Origin of the sequence: Thiomonas sp. FB-6, from assembly GCF_000377645.1 — a bacterium.
Taxonomy (GTDB): Bacteria; Pseudomonadota; Gammaproteobacteria; order Burkholderiales; family Burkholderiaceae_C; genus Thiomonas_A.
This window is the reverse complement of sequence record NZ_KB898479.1, coordinates 24953-40531: the sequence shown is the minus strand read 5'-3', so window position 1 is coordinate 40531 and position 15579 is coordinate 24953. Positions and strand designations below refer to the sequence as shown.

At 71.3% G+C, this 15579-nt stretch carries 14 protein-coding genes and 1 tRNA gene; 7 read left to right on the top strand and 8 right to left on the bottom strand.

The window, feature by feature from the left end; genetic code table 11:
* Positions 1-13 precede the first annotated feature (13 nt).
* The gene (gene dinB / locus D466_RS0109405) at positions 14-1186 is read right to left on the bottom strand and encodes a DNA polymerase IV (protein WP_038165875.1); all 1173 of its coding nucleotides are present in this window, start codon (positions 1184-1186) and stop codon (positions 14-16) included.
* A 274-nt stretch (positions 1187-1460) separates the two neighbouring features.
* Between dinB and D466_RS0109400 the strand changes: the two genes are divergently transcribed.
* A complete protein-coding gene (locus D466_RS0109400) occupies positions 1461-1898 on the top strand; it encodes an organic hydroperoxide resistance protein (RefSeq protein WP_018913464.1) in 438 nt (145 codons plus the stop codon).
* A 6-nt stretch (positions 1899-1904) separates the two neighbouring features.
* On the opposite strand, the gene D466_RS21270 is transcribed toward D466_RS0109400, so the two are convergent.
* On the bottom strand, positions 1905-4010 hold the full coding sequence (locus D466_RS21270) for a tetratricopeptide repeat protein (RefSeq protein WP_018913463.1): 2106 nt from the start codon (positions 4008-4010) through the stop codon (positions 1905-1907).
* Positions 4011-4026: 16 nt separating this feature from the next.
* On the bottom strand, positions 4027-4332 hold the full coding sequence (locus tag D466_RS0109390; RefSeq protein WP_018913462.1) for a hypothetical protein: 306 nt from the start codon (positions 4330-4332) through the stop codon (positions 4027-4029).
* Between the two features lie 123 nt (positions 4333-4455).
* On the opposite strand from D466_RS0109390, the gene D466_RS0109385 reads away from it, so the two are divergent.
* From D466_RS0109385 to D466_RS0109370, 4 genes are all read left to right on the top strand, one after another.
* Positions 4456-5559, top strand: a complete 1104-nt coding sequence (locus D466_RS0109385) for a M14 family metallopeptidase (RefSeq protein WP_018913461.1) — start codon at positions 4456-4458, stop codon at positions 5557-5559.
* Between the two features lie 87 nt (positions 5560-5646).
* Complete coding sequence (locus D466_RS0109380) at positions 5647-6948, top strand: MFS transporter (RefSeq protein ID WP_018913460.1); 1302 nt, start codon at positions 5647-5649, stop codon at positions 6946-6948.
* A 38-nt stretch (positions 6949-6986) separates the two neighbouring features.
* Positions 6987-7805, top strand: coding sequence for a hypothetical protein (locus tag D466_RS22770; RefSeq protein ID WP_018913459.1), 819 nt, complete (start codon positions 6987-6989; stop codon positions 7803-7805).
* Positions 7806-7951: 146 nt separating this feature from the next.
* Complete coding sequence (locus D466_RS0109370; protein ID WP_196803457.1) at positions 7952-9169, top strand: O-antigen ligase family protein; 1218 nt, start codon at positions 7952-7954, stop codon at positions 9167-9169.
* A gap of 99 nt (positions 9170-9268) precedes the next feature.
* On the opposite strand, the gene D466_RS0109365 is transcribed toward D466_RS0109370, so the two are convergent.
* Positions 9269-9359 (bottom strand) — tRNA-Ser (locus D466_RS0109365).
* Between the two features lie 124 nt (positions 9360-9483).
* Here D466_RS0109365 and D466_RS0109360 point away from each other — a divergent pair.
* Together D466_RS0109360 and htpG are read left to right on the top strand one after the other, a co-directional pair.
* Complete coding sequence (locus D466_RS0109360; RefSeq protein ID WP_018913457.1) at positions 9484-10329, top strand: TatD family hydrolase; 846 nt, start codon at positions 9484-9486, stop codon at positions 10327-10329.
* A 130-nt stretch (positions 10330-10459) separates the two neighbouring features.
* On the top strand, positions 10460-12430 hold the full coding sequence (gene htpG / locus D466_RS0109355) for a molecular chaperone HtpG (protein ID WP_018913456.1): 1971 nt from the start codon (positions 10460-10462) through the stop codon (positions 12428-12430).
* A gap of 42 nt (positions 12431-12472) precedes the next feature.
* Here the strand turns inward: htpG and D466_RS0109350 are convergent, their stop codons facing one another.
* The 4 genes from D466_RS0109350 to trmD form a co-directional block, all read right to left on the bottom strand.
* Positions 12473-13444, bottom strand: a complete 972-nt coding sequence (locus D466_RS0109350; protein ID WP_018913455.1) for a CobD/CbiB family protein — start codon at positions 13442-13444, stop codon at positions 12473-12475.
* 9 nt (positions 13445-13453) lie between these two features.
* Positions 13454-14206 (bottom strand): CoA pyrophosphatase, encoded by a 753-nt coding sequence (locus tag D466_RS0109345; RefSeq protein WP_018913454.1) that lies wholly within the window; start codon positions 14204-14206, stop codon positions 13454-13456.
* A 97-nt stretch (positions 14207-14303) separates the two neighbouring features.
* Entirely contained in the window at positions 14304-14669 is a 366-nt protein-coding gene (rplS, locus tag D466_RS0109340) for a 50S ribosomal protein L19 (protein ID WP_018913453.1), read from the bottom strand.
* A gap of 119 nt (positions 14670-14788) precedes the next feature.
* A complete protein-coding gene (trmD, locus tag D466_RS0109335; RefSeq protein ID WP_018913452.1) occupies positions 14789-15574 on the bottom strand; it encodes a tRNA (guanosine(37)-N1)-methyltransferase TrmD in 786 nt (261 codons plus the stop codon).
* Between the last annotated feature and the right edge of the window lie 5 nt (positions 15575-15579).

The window sequence follows — 15579 nt, the reverse complement described above, 5'->3', positions numbered from 1 at the left end:
CGACCCGGGGCCCCTACGGGTCCAGCAGGCTCAGCTGCATCGACGCCGGGTCGCTGCCGAGCCCGGCGGCGTCCTGCAGCGCGGCCGCGCGCACGCCCAGCAGGCGCAGCCTGCGGTCGAGTTCGACGCGGCGCAGGCACTGCCCGGCCGCGTCGCGGATGGCGCGCGCGTCGGCCACCGGCCGCGGCAGCGACAGGTCGCGCGTGACCGTGCGGAAGTCCTCGAAGCGCAGTTTGATGCCGATGGTGCGCGCCGCGCAGCCCTTGCGCCGCAGGTCCTCGGCCAGCTGGGAGCACAGCTCGGTGAACAGGCGCGACAGCTCGGCACGGTCGCGCCGCGGATGCAGATCGTGCTCGAAGGTGGTCTCCCGGCTCACCGACTTGGGCTCCGAATGGGTCTGCACCGGGCGGTCGTCGCGGCCGTGCGCGACCGCGTGCAGCCAGGCCGCGTAGCCGCGGCCGAAGTGCTCCTGCAGCCGTTCGGGCGGCGCGGCGGCGAGTTCGCCGACGGTGACGATGCCCAGCCCGCGCAGGCGTTCGGCCGCCTTGGGCCCGATTCCGTTGACCCGCGCCGCCGGCAGGGGCCAGATGCGCTCGGCCAGCTCGTGCATGTGCAGCACCGTGACGCCGCCGGGCTTGCGCAGTTCGGAGGCGATCTTGGACAGCAGCTTGTTCGGGCTCACGCCGATGGAGCAGCTCAGGCCGGTGGCCTCGCGAACGGCGGCCTGGATGTCGCGGGCCAGCGTCTCGGTATCGCTTTGCGCATGCCCGCTCAGGTCGATGTAGATCTCGTCGATGCCGCGGTCCTCGATGCGCGGCGCGATGGCCGCCACCGCGGCCTTGAAGCGCCGGGAATACTCGCGGTAGGCCTCGAAGCGGGCCGGCAGCAGGATCGCGTCGGGGGCCAGCCGGGCCGCCTTCATCATGCCCATGGCGGAGAACACGCCGAGCGCGCGCGCCTCGTAGGTGGAGGTGGTGACCACGCCGCGCCCGCTGTAGTCGCGCAGGCGGGCGAAGCGCCAGGACCCGTCGGCCAGGCGTTGCGGCTGCCAGCGGTGGCGTCCTCCCACCACCACCGGCAGGCCGCGCAACTCGGGATAGCGCAGCAATTCGACCGACGCGAAGAAGGCGTCCATGTCGAGATGGGCGATGCGCCGGGGCGGGGTCTGGGCGGGGGCGGAGTCCATGCGGGAAGGCTGCGGCTGCGGCACCGCGGGACTGATCATATCCACAGTATGGCGGAGCATCCACCGCGGCCTTCTGGGGGCCCCCAGGGCCGGGCCATGCCCGGCCCGCCCCCCGTGGGGGTCAAGGAATCTTGGGGCGGCCCTGCGATTCCTTGAGAGCCCGCCTCCTGAAAATTGCGCCGGACCGCCCTAGACTGCGGCTGGGGTTGCGTCCGTGGCTCGCGGAGCCGCGCCGGCGAAACCGTGTTCCATCACCCCCCAGGAGATCCCAGCCATGGACAGCATCCAGGTCGTGTACACCACCAGCGCCACCGCCACCGGCGGACGCAACGGACACACCCGTTCGCAGGACGGTCAGGTCAGCGTGGACCTGTCCGTGCCCAAGGCCATGGGCGGACCGGGGCGTCCGGCCACGACCACTCCGGAAGACCTGTTCGCGGCCGGCTACGCCGCCTGCTTCGGCGGCGCGCTGGACTTCGTGGCCAAGCAGCACAAGAAGAACGCCTCCGGCGCCACCGTGACCTGTTCGGTGTCCATCGGCCCGCGCGCCGAGGGGGGCTTCGGACTGGCGGTGAAACTGCACGTGGAGGACCGCTCGCTGCCCCAGCAGGAACTCCAGGCCCTGGCCATGGAGGCGCACGAGAAGGTCTGCCCCTATTCGCACGCCACGCGCAACAACGTGGACGTGCAGGTGGAGGTGCAGGGCGCCTGAGGCGCCTCAGGCTTGCGCGGCGCTCCAGGCCCGCAGGGCCTGGGCGACGCGCCCGACCACCGCGTCCCAGGGCTCGCCCGGGGCCTGGCGGAACAGGCGCATCACCCCGGGATACCAGGGCGAGTCCTCGCGCTCCAGCATCCAGCGCCAGTCGCAGCCCACCGCGGGCAGCAGCACCCAGCAGGGCCGGCCCAGCGCGCCCGCGACGTGCGCGGCGGAGGTGTCCACGCAGATCAGCAGGTCCAGTTGCGCGAGGATGGCCGCGGTGTCGCCGAAATCGGAAACCCCCGGCGCCAGATCGGTGATGGGCTGCGCGTCCCCGGCGCGCGCGGCCTCGTCCTCGCCCTGGCCCTTTTGCAGGCTGACGAAGGCCGTGTCGGGGCAGGACCACAGCGGCGCCAGCACCTGCAGGCCCGGCAGCGAACGGTTCAGGTCGTTGCCGTGGCCGGCGGCGCCTTTCCAGACCAGGCCGACGCGGCGGCGGGCAACCGGAAGCCGGGGCGCCCAGGCCGCGATGCGCAACGGGTCGGCAGCCAGGTAGGGGAGTTGCGCAGGAATCGTATCCAGCGTGGTGCCGAGCAATCCCGGCAGGCTGAACGCCAGTACCCAGTAATCGTGTGTCGGGAAGACCTCCTCATCGCCGAATACCGCGTCGACGCCCGGTGCCGAGGCCAGAAGGTTCTTCAATGCAGTCCTGCATTGCAGCGAAACAAGCGCCGCACCCCGTTCCTTGAGAACTTGTGCGTAGCGCGCAAGCTGGATCTGATCGCCGAATCCCTGCTCGCCCACTACGATCACTGATCGCCCAGCCAGGGATTCGCCGCGCCACACCGGAAATGACAGCGCGGGAACGTAGGTCAGTGGTCTCGGAAGCGCAGGGTCATAGCGGGCTTCGTGAAACGGCCATGCTTCCCGCAGACGCCCCAGGCGCAGCAGTAACACGCTCAAATTCCAGCGGCTTGTCGGGTTGGTGGGCTCCAAACGTAGCGCCTCGCGGTATGCGGCTTCGGCTTCGCGTGGCCGATCCAACTCAAGCAACGCTCCTAGATTGTTGTAGGCGTCGAAGAAGTTCGGCTGTATTGCCAGAGCTTCGCGATAAGCGGCCTCGGCGTCGTTGATGCGTCCCTGCCGCTGGAGCAGATTTCCCGTGACCATGAGGCGGCGCGTGCTGTCTCCATCCAAGGCATACGCGCGGTCAAAGCACTCCCTGGCGCGCTCGAACCAGTGCCGATGCACGGCCAACTCGCCCAGCGCATACCAGCTCTCCGCATCATCGGGACGAGATTTCAGCGCAATTTCGAACGCTGCGGCAGCCTCCTCGAAACGCGCCAGAAGCTGAAGAGCGTGTCCTAGATGGAATTGAGCCTCTGCGAGCTCGGAGTCGATTTCGGTCGCGCGCTTCAACGCGTCGGCAGCTTCCTGCGCCTCGTGGAGCTTGAGCAGCGTGCGCCCCAGGTTCACGTGGGCCTGCGCGAAATCCGGCGCGGCCTGCAGCGCGCGCCGGTAGGCCGCCGCCGCGCCGCGGTAGTCGCGCTGCTCGAACAGCAGGTTGCCCAGGTAGAAGTTCAGCATGGCCGATTCCGGCGCGGCGTGCAGGCCGTTGCGGGCCGATTGCAGCGCCTGTGCCGCGTCGCCGGCCTGGAACTGCAGCCGGCACAGCTCCTGCCAGGCGAAGGCGAAGTCCGGCTTGCGCCGCAGCGCCTCGCGCAGGCGGCGCACGGCCGTGGCGGCGTCGCCGCGCAGCTCGGCGATCTGGCCCAGGAACAGATAGGGCTCCTCGCGCCCCGGGTCCAGTTCCACGGCCTTGTCCAGCCAGGACGCCGCTTCGTCCAGGCGCCCCAGTTGCTTCAGCGCGAAACCCAGGTTGGAGCAGGCGACGACGTGGCGCGGGTCCAGCGCCAGCGCCTGTTCGTAGCAGGCCACAGCTTCCTGCAGCCGCCCCTCGGCCACGCAGCGGTTGCCGCGCGTGGCATGGTTCGCGGCCTCGGCGAGCCGGGCCTCGTCGCGCCCATCGGCGGCCGCTGCCGGCGCGGTCTCGGCGGCGGCATTCGGCGCGTCGGGGGTCTCGTGTCGCGGCGCCTGGCCCAGCAGTCGGCGAATCGAACGCAGCATGGCGGCTCCCGGGGCTTCAGCGGGCCAGGGCCAGCACGATTTCCTTGACCAGCAGGTCGACGAAATCGTCCTCGTGCCCCAGGTCCTTCAGGGTCCACTTCAGGCGGTTGCTCAACTTGGCCTTCTTGTAGGTGTTGAGCGGATGGGCGGCCGCGAAATCGCGCGCGCGTTGCAACACCCTGGCGAGCAGCTTGCGGCGCTTGTCCTCGCGCTTGCCGGGGCTGGCCGCCGCGATGGCGCGCAGTTCGGAATCGCAATACCGGGCGAGTTCCTCGCCGAACGCACTCGCCTGAGCGGCGTCGAACCATCGCAGCAGCACCATCGCTCCCCATTCGCGTTGTCCGGCCGGCGGGCCGTCCGCCTGCCTGGATCCCATTATTGCTGAATGGTCTTGAGGGGTTCCAGGTTCGCGCGCCGCGCGTGCGCCTGACTTAAGCTAGGGGGCATGCCATCGCCCGACACCTCCGTTTCGCGCAATTTCTCCCTTCACTACGAGCAGGCGCGCGAGCGCTTCCTGGAGGCGGCCGCGGCGCGCGGCGCCCTGCTGGACTCGGCCGTGCTGCCCGGGCTGCGCGGAGCGCGCGGCGAGGAACTGGCGATCGACACCGCGGTGATCGGCGGCCGCGGCTCGCGCAAGGTGCTGGTGGTGAGCTCCGGCACCCACGGGCCGGAGGGTTTCGCCGGGTCGGCGGCGCAGCTCGCGCTGCTGGAGGACACGGAGCTGCTGGAGCGCGCGCAGCGCGCCGAGGTGGCGCTGCTGCTGGTGCACGGGGTCAACCCCTACGGCTTCTCGCATCTGCAGCGCACCAACGAGGACAACGTCGACCTCAACCGCAACCACATCGACTTCAGCCGTCCGCTGCCCTCCAATCCCGTGTACGCGGAGCTGGAGCCGCTGCTGATTCCGGCGCAGTGGCCGCCGGGCCCGGCCGAGCGGCAGGCCCTGCAACAGTGGATCGAGAGCCACGGCATGCCGGCCTACCGCAAGGCCGTCACGGCGGGCCAGTACGGTTCGCCGGACGGCGTGTTCTACGGCGGCACCGGACCGACCTGGAGCAATCGCAGCCTGCGCGCGATGCTGCGCCGCCACGCCGGCGCGGCCACGCACCTGGGCTGGGTGGACATCCACACCGGGCTGGGCCCCTGGGGCCATGGCGAGAAGATCTACGCCGGCCGCCCGCTGGAGCAGGACCACGCGATGGCCCGGGCCTGGTGGGGCGCCGACCTGTTCGCGCCCTTCGCGGGAGACTCGGTCTCGGCCGACGTGTCCGGCCCGGTGGTCACCGCCGCCTGCGACGAATGCCCGGGAGCCCGCCTGGCGCTGATGGGCCTGGAGTTCGGCACCGTCGAGCAGGAGGAGGTGCTGGGCTGCCTGCGCGCCCAGGCCTGGCTGCGGCGCCACCCCGAGGCGCCCCAGGCGCTGCGCGAGCAGATCGGGCAGCGCACGCTCGATGCCTTCTGCTGCGACAGCCAGGCATGGCGGGGCATGGTGCTGGGCCAGACGCGGGTGGCGTTGCTGCAGGCCGTGCAGGGCCTGCGGACCGCCTGAGGCCGGGCCCGCTCGCAGCCCGATCGCGCACGCCGGAGGCCTTCGATCCGCGCCGCCACGGCAAGCTTCCACGGAGGAGACGACACCATGCATTCGACCATCCCGAAAACCGATCCGGAAGCCGCCCGGGGCGCGCAGGCCGCGGGCCTGCTGGCGGCCGCGCCGCGCCGCGTGGTGGCCGCGGCCGTGGCGGGCAACGCGCTGGAGTTCTACGACTTTCTCAGCTACGCCTTTTTCGCGGTGTACATCGGCAAGACCTTCTTCCCGGTGCACAGCAGCTACATGAGCCTGCTGCTGTCGCTGGCGGTGTTCGGCTTCGGCTTTTTCGCGCGCCCCGTGGGCGGCGTGGTGTTCGGGCTGATGGGCGACCGCGTCGGGCGCCGCGCCAGCCTGATCCTGACCCTGGCGCTGATGACCCTGGGCACGCTGGGCGTGGCGCTGACGCCCTCGTATGCCAGCATCGGCGTGGCCGCGCCGGTCATCGTGGTGCTGGCGCGCCTGGTGCAGGGCTTCGCGCTGGGCGGCGAGATCGGCCCGTCCAGCGCCTTCCTGATCGAGGCGGCGCCGCGCGACAGGCGCGGCCTGTACGCCAGTTGGCAGTTCGCCAGCCAGGGGGCCGGCATCCTGGTCGCCGGCCTCATGGGCGTGCTGTTCGGCCGCCTGCTCGGGCACGAGGCCATGCTGGCCTGGGGCTGGCGCGCGGCCTTCCTGCTGGGCCTGCTGGTGGTGCCGCTGGCGCTGTACCTGCGCCGCTCCATGCCCGAGACCCTGCACGCCCGCGCCGCGGAACCGTCGCCGCGTGCCCGGCGCGCGCCGGTGCGCTACGTGCTGATCGCCGTGGGCGTGATCCTCGGCGGCACCGTGTCGGCCTATGTCGGCAGCTACATGACCACCTATGCCATCGCCACGCTCGGGATGCCCCCCACCGCGGCCATGGCCGCGACCGTGGCGCTGGGCCTGTTCACGCTGGTGTTCTCGGTGCTGGGCGGGCTGCTCTGCGACCGCTTCGGGCGCAAGCCGGCGATGCTGTGGCCGCGCGTGATCTCCGCCCTGGCCACGGTGCCGGCCTTCATGCTGCTGGACGCGTCGCCGGGAGCGTGGACCCTGGTGGCGGTCACCTCGGTGCTGGCGGCGATCAACGCCATCACGGGAGCGGCCACGCTGGTGGCCGTGCCCGAGGTGTTCGAGCGAAGGCACCGCGCCGTCGGCCTGGGCGTGGCCTATGCGATCGGCGTGTCGATCTTCGGCGGCACCACCCAGTTCATCGTCACCTGGCTGATCCACGCCACGGGCAACCCGATCGCGCCGGCCTGGTACGCCACGGCGGCCAGCGTGGTGGCCATCGGCGCCATGCTGATGATGCCCGAGACCCGCGACCAGGCCGCCTGAGCCTGGCCGCCCCGCAAGCTCCTGCCCGCGCACGAACCATGCAATTCACCAAGATGCTGCGCTCGCGCCTGCTCGAACTGCGCGACCTGCGGCGCCTGGACGCGCGCGCCGCCGCGCGCCGCGGCGACGACAGCCCGCTGGTCACGCTGTCGACCACGCCGGGGCGCATCGCCGGGCTGCGGCCCACGCTGGTCAGCCTGCTGCTCCAGGACCTGGCCCCGCGGGAAATCCACGTCAACATCGGCCTGGACCTGTTCGGCCAGCAGCCGGTTCCCGCCTTCCTGGAGGGCTTGCGGGTGGTCCAGGTGCAGCGGGTCGCGCGCGACCTGGGGCCGGCGACCAAGCTGATTCCCACGCTGGAGCGCCTGCGCGGCACGCGCCAGCGCATCGTCGTGGTGGACGACGACATGTACTACCACCGCGCCCTGCTGGGCCAGCTGGTCGATGCCGAGGCCGGCGGCAGCGGCCGCGAGTGCTTCTGCGCCAACGGCCTGCTGCTGCCGCGCAGCCTGCGCGCGCAGGACTGCCGCGGCGACCGCGCGCTCAGGAGCGGGAGCCGCCGCGTGGCCGTCATGCAGGGCGCCGGCGGCTACTGCCTGCGCGCCGACCTGCTGGATGCGGAGGCCTTGCTGGACCTGCGCGGCGCGCCCGCGCGCGCCTGGTTCGATGACGACGTCTGGTTCAGCGGACACCTGAGCCGCAACGGCGTGGTGAAGACCCAGGTCGCAACCGGGCGCCGCAAGAGCCTGGCCAACACGCTCGAATCCGCCATTTCCGGCGACCGTGTGGGGCTGATGAGCGAGTTGCTGGAGTTTTTCCGCAAGGACTGGGATCCGGCGGAATTCGCCGAGGCCTGATTCGGCCCGCGAGTCGCCGGGAGGGCCGGGTGCCGGGTATCGGCAGCCTGCTAGCATCCATGGCCAGAAGCACAAGACGCGCAGACCGCATGCGCGCCCGCGGCGAGCCAGACGGTTCCGGGGGGCCTGCGTTTTCTCCAGATTCCATGTCCACAGACCTCTTCGTCGCCCGGGCCCGACCGCCGCGCATGAGCATCCTGGGCCCGGCGGCCGTGCTGCTGGCCTTCACCCTCAGCCTTCCCACCGCGACCGGCTCGGCCGCGGCGCTGCTGTTCCTGGTCGCCTGGCTGCTGGGCGGGGGTTGGGCCTGGCAGTGGCGGCGCTTGCGCGCCAGCCCCACGGCGCTGTGGGCCACGGCGCTGTTGCTCATGTTCGTGCTGGGCATGGTCTACGGCAGCGGCACCCGTGCCCAGCAGATGGAGGTGATGGGCAAATACGCCAAGCTGCTGCTGGTGCCGGTGCTCATCGTCAGCGTGGGCGACGGCCCCTGGCGCCGGCGCGCGCTGCAGGCCTTCCTGTGGGGTGCGGTGCTGGCCTCGGCGCTGTCCTACGCGCGCTTTTTCGGGCTGGTTCCCGGGCGATGGTCCGACAGCATCGTGCAGGGCCACATCCACTTCGGCACCATCGAGGCCTTCGCGGCCTATGCCTTCGCGCGCATGGCCTTCGAGCCGGGCAGGCGGCGCGCGCTGTGGGTGCTGCTGGCGGCCTTGCTGGCCTTCGACGTGGTCTACGTCGGCATCGCGCGCACCGGCTACGTGATCGTGCTTGCCCTGATCGTGCTGCTGGGCGCGCAACGCCTGGGTGCCAGGGGCCTGCTGGCCGGCGGAGGCCTCGCGCTGCTGCTGGCCGCGGTGGCCTTCAGCGCCTTTCCGGTGGCGCGCATGCGCATGGAGCAGGGCGTGCAGAACCTGCGTCAGTACCAGCGCGCCGAGGCGGACCACGACCAGAACCAGGTCAACACCTCCTGGGGCCTGCGCCTGCAGTTCTGGAGCAATACCCTGCGCATCATCGCGCAGCACCCGCTGGTCGGCAGCGGCACCGGCAGCATGGACGTGCAATACGCGCGCGTCGCCCCGCATGACCTGCACACCTCGAATCCCCACAACGAATACCTGAACAGCGCCGAGCAACTCGGTGCTGTGGGCCTGCTGCTGCTGCTGGGCATGGCCGCGGCGGCTTGGCGCGATGCCCGTGGCCTGGATCGCATGGAGCGCGATTTCGCGCACGGCGTGCTCGTGACCATCGGCGTGGGCAGCCTGTTCAATTCGCTGCTGATGGACGTCAACGAAGGGCGCTTCCTGGTGGTCATGCTGGGGCTGCTGCTCGCCGCTGCGCTCGGCACGGGAAGGCGCGCCGGGGGCTGAGCCCGGCGCGCGCGGTTGCCGGTCGATACGCCGCGCAGTGCCGTCAGCGCTACGCCCATGAAAAAGCCCGAGTCCTTCGCAGGACTCGGGCTTCATGTCTGGCGGAGACGGAGGGATTCGAACCCTCGATGCGCTTTTGGCACATACTCCCTTAGCAGGGGAGCACCTTCGGCCACTCGGTCACGTCTCCTTGTGCTGCGCGGACAGCGCACGGGCAGCAGGACCCAGCTGGTTCCCGCGTGCCGTGCCCAGGCTTCTGGCCTGCCGCACAATACAGCCATCCATTATTGCATATCCGGCCGAGCTTCCTGCCCATGTGGATCGACACCCATGCCCATCTCGACGCCGCCGAGTTCGACGCGGGGCGCGCGGCCGTGCTGGAACGCGCTGCGCGCGCGGGGGTCGGCTGCGTGGTGGTGCCGGCGGTGGAACCCTCGAATTTCGCCGCGGTGCGCGAACTGGCCCATGCGCACGGCCACGCCTACGCGCTGGGCGTGCACCCGCTGTACGTGGCGCGGCTGCGCCGCGAGGACCTGCGGCTGCTGCGCGAGGAACTGCAGTGCCGCGCCGGCGACCCGCGCCTGGTGGCCGTGGGCGAGGTCGGGCTGGACCATTTCGTCGAGCAGGATCCGGCCGGGCGCGCCGAACAGGCCTGGTGGCTGGAGGCGCAGCTGGAACTGGCGGCCGAGTTCGCGCTGCCGGTGCTGCTGCACGTGCGCCGCGCGCAGGACGCTGTGGCCGCGGCCCTGCGGCGCCGCGCCTGGGGCGCGCAAGGGCGGGGCGGTATCGCCCATGCCTTCAACGGCAGCGAGCAGCAGGCGCGGGCCTTCCTGGCCCAGGGTTTGTGCCTGGGCTTCGGCGGCACCTTGAGCTTCGAGCGCTCGCGCAACATCCGCCGGCTCGCGCAGGGCCTGCCCGAGGAGGCGATGGTGCTGGAGACCGATGCCCCCGACATGGCCCCGCAGTGGATCGCCCATGGCCCGGAGCCCCGCCCCAACGAGCCGGCCGAACTGCCGCGCATCGGTGCCGTGCTGGCCGGGCTGCGCGGCTGGACCCCGCAACGCACCGCCGCGCTGACCGCCGCCAACGCGCTGCGCGTGCTGCCGCGCCTGGCCGCGCTGCTTGCCGGTGCCGGCGCGGCGCCGCCCGCGCGGGCTTGAAAAGCGCCCGGGCACCCCCATCTTTCGCGCAACGAGGGCGCGCTGCGGTGCACGCCGCGCGCCCGGGTTCCCGGCCGCCTCCGGCGGCCTCCCTGGCCTTGGCCCTTTTTCCGTTCCTGACCCGCCCACCATGAGCACAAGCACCTCGAATCCTCCGCAGGCCGGCGCGCCGCACACCCATGCCTTCCAGGCCGAGGTGCGGCAACTGCTGCATCTGGTCGCGCATTCCCTGTATTCCAACCGGGACATCTTCCTGCGCGAGCTCGTATCCAACGCCTCGGACGCCTGCGACAAGCTGCGCTACCTGGCCATCGACGACAGCGCGCTGTGGGAAGGCGACTCGGAACTGCGCATCCGCATCGATTTCGACCCCCAGGCGCGCACCATCACGGTCAGCGACAACGGCATCGGCCTGTCCATGGAGGACGCGATCGAGCACCTGGGCACCATCGCCAAATCGGGCACGCGCGAATTCATGCAGCGCCTGGGCGAGGACCGCAAGGGCGACGCCAACCTGATCGGCCAGTTCGGCGTGGGCTTCTACTCGGGCTTCATCGTCGCCGAGCGCATCGTCGTGGAGAGCCGCCGCGCCGGGCTGCCGGCCGCGCAGGGGGTGCGCTGGTCCTCCGACGGAAGCGGCGAATTCAGCGTCGAGGCCCTCGAGCGCCCGGTGCGCGGCACCGACGTGATCCTGCACCTGCGCGCCGACGCAGAGGAGCAGCAATTCGGGGACCTGCTGGCGCAGTGGAAGCTCAAGAGCATCATCGGGCGCTACTCCGACCACATCTCCCTGCCCATCGAGATGCGCAAGCGCGAGTGGGACGACGAGAGCAAGCAGGACGTCGTGCGCGACGAATGGGAGCAGGTCAACAAGGCCGCGGCCCTGTGGGCGCGGCCCAGGTCCGAGCTCGACGAGCAGCAGTACGTGGACTTCTACAAGCAGATCGCCCACGACGACGTGGCGCCGCTGGCCTGGACCCACAACCGCGTGGAGGGCCGCAGCGAATACACCCAGCTGCTGTACGTGCCGGCCAAGGCCCCTTTCGACCTGTACAACCGCGACCACCACGAAGGGGTCAAGCTGTACGTCAAGCGCGTGTTCATCCTGGACGACGCCAGCAGCCTGCTGCCCGGCTACCTGCGCTTCGTGCGCGGGGTCATCGACAGTGCCGACCTGCCGCTGAACGTGTCGCGCGAGCTGTTGCAGGAAAGCCGCGACATGCGCGCCATCCGCGACGGCAGCACGCGCCGCGTGCTGCAGATGCTCGAGGACATGGCCGGCAGCGAGGACGCCGCCCAGCGCGACAAGTACTCCCGCTTCTGGAGCGAGTTCGGCCAGGTGCTCAAGGAAGGCGTGGGAGAGGACTTCGCCAACCGCGAGCGCCTCGCCGGGCTGCTGCGCTTCGCCTCCACCCACCAGGAGGGCGACGCCCAGGACGTGTCGCTGGCCGACTACGTGGCGCGCATGAAGCCGGAGCAGACGGCCATCTACTACATCACCGCCGACAATGCGCGCGCCGCGCGCTCCAGCCCGCAGCTGGAGATGTTCCGCCGCAAGGGCGTCGAGGTGCTGCTGCTGACCGACCGCGTGGACGAATGGATGCTCGGCTCGCTGCACGAGTTCGGCGGCAAGCCGCTGCAATCGGTGGCGCGAGGCGGCGCCGACCTGGGCGCGCTGCAGGACGAGCAGGACAAGCGCCAGGCCGAGGAGGCCGCGCAGACCCACAAGGAACTGCTGGAGCGCATGAAGGCGGCGCTGCAGGGCCTGGCGAAGGACGTGCGCATCAGCTCGCGCCTGGTGGAGTCGCCCGCCTGCCTGGTGGCCGACGAGGGCGAGCTGAGCTCGCATCTGGCGCGCCTGCTGCGCCAGGCCGGACAGGAGGCGCCGCGCGCCCAGCCGATCCTGGAGATCAACCCCGAGCATGAACTGGTCAAGCGCCTGCAGGGGCAGGCGGCGGCCGGGGAGGCGCAGGCCGAGGCCTTCGGCGAGCTCAGCCGCATCCTGTTCGACCAGGCGCTGCTGGCCGAGGGCGGCATGCCGGAGGATCCCTCCGCCTACGTGCAGCGGGTCAACCGCTGGCTGCTGCGGGCCGTGGGCTGAGCGAGGGGGGCATGGGCGCCGGCACCCGGGCAGGGCCGGCGCTCAGGACACCCACATGGTGATGGTGACGACGGCCAGCAGCAGCATCCACAGCAGCACCGAGCGCCACACCAGGCCGACCACGCTGCGCAGGTGCCCGGACTGGGGCACCGCCCCGGGCATCTGCGGGGCCATCAGGGGTTCGGCGTCGATCGCCTCGCCCCAACTGTGTTCTCCCGGCTCCGGCCCTTCCGCGGGCACCGGGTTGGCGGTGGCGCCCAGGCGGATGCCCACCGCGCCTGCGGCCGAGGCCAGCATGGCGCCGGTATTGCTGTCGGGCCACAGGCGCGCGTAGTTGCGCCACATATCGGCCGCTTCCTCGAAATTGCCCACCACCGCGTAGCCCACCGCGGTCAGCCGGGCCGGCAGCCAGTCGAGCACGAAAAAGGCGCGGCTGGCGAATTCGCGCAACCAGGGGCTGGCCTCGGAGCCGCTGGAGTTCCACTTGCCGGCGGTGAACTCGGCCATGCGGTAGAGCACCGCGCCGGCCGGGCCCAGCGGCAGCAGGAACCAGAAGAACACCCCCAGCACGTAGCGCTGCGCGGCCACCAGCGCATGCTCGATGGTCTGCTGCACCACGTCGTCGGCCGACATCTCCAGCGTGTCCAGGGACTTCCACTGGCGCAGGATGGCGCGCGCGCCGGGAACGTCGCCGCGGTTCAACGCATCGCTGATGTCGGTGAAATAGTGGGAGAACTGCCGGAAGCCCAGCGTGAAGTACAGCACCGCGACGTTCCAGGCGAAGGCCAGCAACAGGTTCACGCGCAGCGCGGCCCAGTACACCCCCAGGGTCAGCAGGGCCGGCAGCACCACCGCGATGAACCAGGCGGCCAGCCCGTGGCGACGCTCGCCGGCGTCGAAATTGCGCGACGCGAAGTCGGCGACCCAGGTGCGCAACGTATAGACCAGGCTCAGGCGCCCGAGGGGCTTGACCTGTTCCAGCAGCAACGAAAGCAGGACGGAGAAGAACGCCATGTGCGCATGCTAAGCGATGAGCAGCCGGTACAGGTTGCGGATCATCGCGGCGGTGGCGCCCCAGATGAAGTAGCTGCGGCCGCTGTGCGCGTCCTGCCAGGGCATGGCGAAGAACACGCGCCGCCCCGGGCCGGCGCCGGGAACCGCGGCGGCGGCCTCCGGGCTGTCCCAGCCGCGCAGTTCGTGGTGCCGGGGGTCCATCAGGAACTCCAGCGGCACCTCGAACACCTCGGCGACCTCGCTTTGCTGCAGGCGCCAGCGGGCGCGCGCGTCGACCAGCGCCACCACCGGGGTGACGGCGAAGCCGGTGACCGTGGTGTACAACGGCATGCAGCCCAGGGTCTCCGCCAGCGCCGGGTCCAGTCCGATCTCCTCCTCGGCTTCGCGCAAGGCGGTGTGCACCGCGTCGCGGTCGCCGGGGTCGCGTCCGCCGCCGGGGAAGCTGATCTGCCCGGCATGCACGGAAAGCCGTGCGTCGCGCCGGGTGAGCAGCAGTTGCGGCCCCTGTTCGCGCAGCACCAGGGGCACCAGCACCGAGGCCTGGCGCGCCGCGCGGCGCTCGTGGGCTGCCAGGTCGCCGGCGTGCTCGGGCAGCCAGGCCGCGGCGCTTCCGGGCGCGCCGGCGCCGCGCCAGCGCGCGAAGGTCTCGCGCAGCGCCTGCGGCTGCAGGCGCCGGGGCGGCACCGCGGGCAAGTGCCCGTGGCGCTCCAGCACCGGGGCCTGTTCGGCCTGCGTGGTGGGCAGGGGACCGGGTGCGGTCATCGAAGTGCGGGCCTCGCCGGCCGTCCAAAAGCAAACAGCCGACCCTCGGGTCGGCTGCGCATCGGGCGGGATGCCTGGGGCATCGGCGCGACGATGGTCAGGCCAGCTTTTCCTTGATGCGGGCCGACTTGCCGGTGCGCCCGCGCAGGTAGTACAGCTTGGCGCGGCGCACGTCGCCGCGGCGCTTGACCTGGATGGAGGCGATCATCGGCGAGTACAGCTGGAAGGTGCGCTCGACACCTTCGCCGGAGGAGATCTTGCGCACGATGAAGCTGGAGTTCAGCCCGCGGTTGCTGCGCGCGATCACCACGCCTTCGTAGGCCTGGGCGCGCTTGCGCGAGCCTTCGACCACGTTGACGCTGACCACCACGGTGTCGCCGGGGGCGAAATCGGGGATCGGCTTGCCCTGGGTCAGGCGCTGGATTTCTTCCTGCTCGAGTTGCTGGATCAGGTGGGTGCTCATCAAAGACTCCTGGGATCTTGCGCCGCGCGGGTTGTAGGAACTGGTTCTAGGAACTCTTGTGCCGGGCAGAGGATCGCGAAAAACGCTCAAGTATACCCCAAGGCCCCGCCCGACCCGCCTCAGGCGCCGGCCGTGGGGTCCTGGGCGTCCTGCGCGCGCAACAGCTGCAGCAGGCGCAGGTCATGCCGGTCGAGGCGCCCGGCGCGCTCGAGCTCGAGCACCAGCTCGGGACGCCGGCGCCAGCTCAGCTCGAGCATGCGGTCGCGGCGCCAGCGCGCGATGCGCGCGTGGTCGCCGCCGAGCAGCACCGGCGGCACCTCGACCTCCTCGAACACCGGCGGGCGCGTGTAGTGGGGGCAGTCCAGCAGCCCGTCGGAGAAGCTGTCCTGCAGCGCCGACTGCTCGTCGCCGAGCACCCCGGGCTGCAGCCGGGCCACCGCGTCGAGCAGGGCCATGGCCGGGATCTCGCCGCCGGACAGCACGAAATCCCCCAGGCTCACTTCCTGGTCCACGTAGCGGTCGACGAAGCGCTGGTCCACGCCCTCGTAGCGCCCGCACACCAGCACGGCCCCCTCGGAGCCGGCCAGGCGCTGCACCTCGGCCTGGCGCAGCACGCGCCCGGCCGGGCTGAACAACAGCACGGGAGCCTCGCGCAGCCCGGCGGCGGCTCGTGCCGCCTGCGCCGCGCGCAGCGCTCCCAGCAGCGGTTCGGCCAGCATCACCATGCCGGGGCCGCCGCCGTAGGGGCGGTCGTCCACGCTGCGGTGCGCTCCGCTGGCATGGTCGCGCGGATTCCACGCATGCAGTTGCAGCGCGCCGCTGTCGAAGGCGCGGCGGCAGATGCCCTGGCTGCGCAGCGGCTCGAAGTAGCCCGCGAACAGCGTGAGAACGTCGAAGCGGGGCATCGACG

Coding starts and splice junctions, on each gene's coding strand:
- dinB (WP_038165875.1), bottom strand. CDS start 1,186: ATGGACTCCGCCCCCGCCCAGACCCCGCCCCGGCGCATCGCCCATCTC.
- D466_RS0109380 (WP_018913460.1), top strand. CDS start 5,647: ATGCATTCGACCATCCCGAAAACCGATCCGGAAGCCGCCCGGGGCGCG.
- D466_RS0109360 (WP_018913457.1), top strand. CDS start 9,484: ATGTGGATCGACACCCATGCCCATCTCGACGCCGCCGAGTTCGACGCG.
- D466_RS0109370 (WP_196803457.1), top strand. CDS start 7,952: ATGTCCACAGACCTCTTCGTCGCCCGGGCCCGACCGCCGCGCATGAGC.
- D466_RS0109385 (WP_018913461.1), top strand. CDS start 4,456: ATGCCATCGCCCGACACCTCCGTTTCGCGCAATTTCTCCCTTCACTAC.
- htpG (WP_018913456.1), top strand. CDS start 10,460: ATGAGCACAAGCACCTCGAATCCTCCGCAGGCCGGCGCGCCGCACACC.
- D466_RS0109400 (WP_018913464.1), top strand. CDS start 1,461: ATGGACAGCATCCAGGTCGTGTACACCACCAGCGCCACCGCCACCGGC.
- D466_RS21270 (WP_018913463.1), bottom strand. CDS start 4,010: ATGCTGCGTTCGATTCGCCGACTGCTGGGCCAGGCGCCGCGACACGAG.
- D466_RS22770 (WP_018913459.1), top strand. CDS start 6,987: ATGCAATTCACCAAGATGCTGCGCTCGCGCCTGCTCGAACTGCGCGAC.
- D466_RS0109390 (WP_018913462.1), bottom strand. CDS start 4,332: ATGGTGCTGCTGCGATGGTTCGACGCCGCTCAGGCGAGTGCGTTCGGC.
- trmD (WP_018913452.1), bottom strand. CDS start 15,574: ATGCCCCGCTTCGACGTTCTCACGCTGTTCGCGGGCTACTTCGAGCCG.
- D466_RS0109345 (WP_018913454.1), bottom strand. CDS start 14,206: ATGACCGCACCCGGTCCCCTGCCCACCACGCAGGCCGAACAGGCCCCG.
- rplS (WP_018913453.1), bottom strand. CDS start 14,669: ATGAGCACCCACCTGATCCAGCAACTCGAGCAGGAAGAAATCCAGCGC.
- D466_RS0109350 (WP_018913455.1), bottom strand. CDS start 13,444: ATGGCGTTCTTCTCCGTCCTGCTTTCGTTGCTGCTGGAACAGGTCAAG.